Source organism: Pelosinus propionicus DSM 13327, assembly GCF_900114615.1.
GTDB lineage: Bacteria > Bacillota > Negativicutes > DSM-13327 > DSM-13327 > Pelosinus > Pelosinus propionicus.
Genome location: NZ_FOTS01000125.1, coordinates 1 through 1,364, shown reverse-complemented (window position 1 = coordinate 1,364; position 1,364 = coordinate 1). Strand labels below are relative to the sequence as shown.

At 36.1% G+C, this 1,364-nt stretch carries 1 protein-coding gene; it reads right to left on the bottom strand.

From position 1 onward, the window contains the following. Positions 1 to 76: 76 nt before the first annotated feature. Positions 77 to 1,162 carry an aminofutalosine synthase MqnE gene (mqnE, locus tag BMZ99_RS25840; RefSeq protein WP_090945020.1) on the bottom strand — a complete coding sequence of 362 codons (1,086 nt, stop codon included), beginning with the start codon at positions 1,160 to 1,162 and terminating at the stop codon, positions 77 to 79. Between the last annotated feature and the right edge of the window lie 202 nt (positions 1,163 to 1,364).

The following is a 1,364-nucleotide window of genomic DNA, read 5'->3' as shown; positions in this document are numbered from 1 at the left end:
TATTGTGGTCAAAATGTGGTCATTTTGCTATTTAGCAATCTATTTTCCTTTTAAAATTAAGGTCTGGGGCAGCTTATTACAATATTTTAACTATATTATACATAGAATCCCTTTCTACTGGAATACGACCAGTTTCGCGAATGGTCTTAATGATCGTATCTTTGTTCAAAAATGTAGCAGATTTTGCTCCTGCTGCATGCATAATTTTCTCTTCGCTTACTGTACCATCGATATCATTTGCACCAAATCCTAATGCAAGCTGAGCGATCGGCAACGTGAGCATTACCCAATAAGCCTTAATATTCTTAAAGTTATCTAACATCAAACGAGATATAGCCATCGTCTTAAGTTCATCCCATACTGAAGTTCTTTCGATACGTTCACCAAGTACCGTATTATTGGGATGAAAAGGAAAACAAATAAATGTTTGGAAACCACCCGTTTCATCCTGTAAATTACGCAAAGATAATAAATGATCTACTCGTTCTTCTACAGTTTCAATATGACCATATAACATACTGGCATTACTGCGAATCCCTAGATTGTGCGCAGTACGAGCTACCTCTAACCATTCAGCAGCAGTAGCCTTTTTAGAGCAAATTTCATTCCTTACCCGATCTGATAATATCTCAGCACCACCACCAGGCATAGAGTCTAAACCAGCATTTTGTAGTTCAATTAATACTTCGGAGACAGACTTTCCAGAAATACTTGCAAAGTATATAATCTCTACTGCTGTAAACGCTTTTAAATGAATATGTGGCAGTTCCCTTTTTAATGTCTTTATTACATCGACATAGTATGAAAAAGGCCAATCTGGGTGCAGACCACTGACAATATGCAATTCTTTAAGATCTGGGTCTTTGGCCGCCTCTTTTGCAATTTCTAACGCATTCTCCTTACCCATTGCATATGACTGAGTACTATCTGCATCACATCCAAAAGCGCACAATTCACACCGAGCAGTACAAATATTCGTAAGGTTAATATGGCGATTTACATTATAATATACATAGTCGCCACTCACACTTTTTCGGACTATATCTGCTAAATAACCTAACCAAGTTAAATTATTGCATTCAAATAAAGCAATACCATCTTCTCTGTTTAGACGAATTCCCTGCATAATTTTTGTCTCAATTTGTTCTAGAACTATACTCACGTAATGACACTCCTTCCATTTTGTATTCTTCCCCAAAAAGACATCGCCTTCCTGCAAAATCTCATAAAAAACTAAAGAAATATAATCTTTTCCTAATATACTAAAACAAAGGGCGTGTCGCAAAACGTTTATTGAAATCGTTTTGCGGTACGCCTCTTTTTTAATAAAAAAGCAGAAATCTCTTGTTGATCGGAAGAAAAAA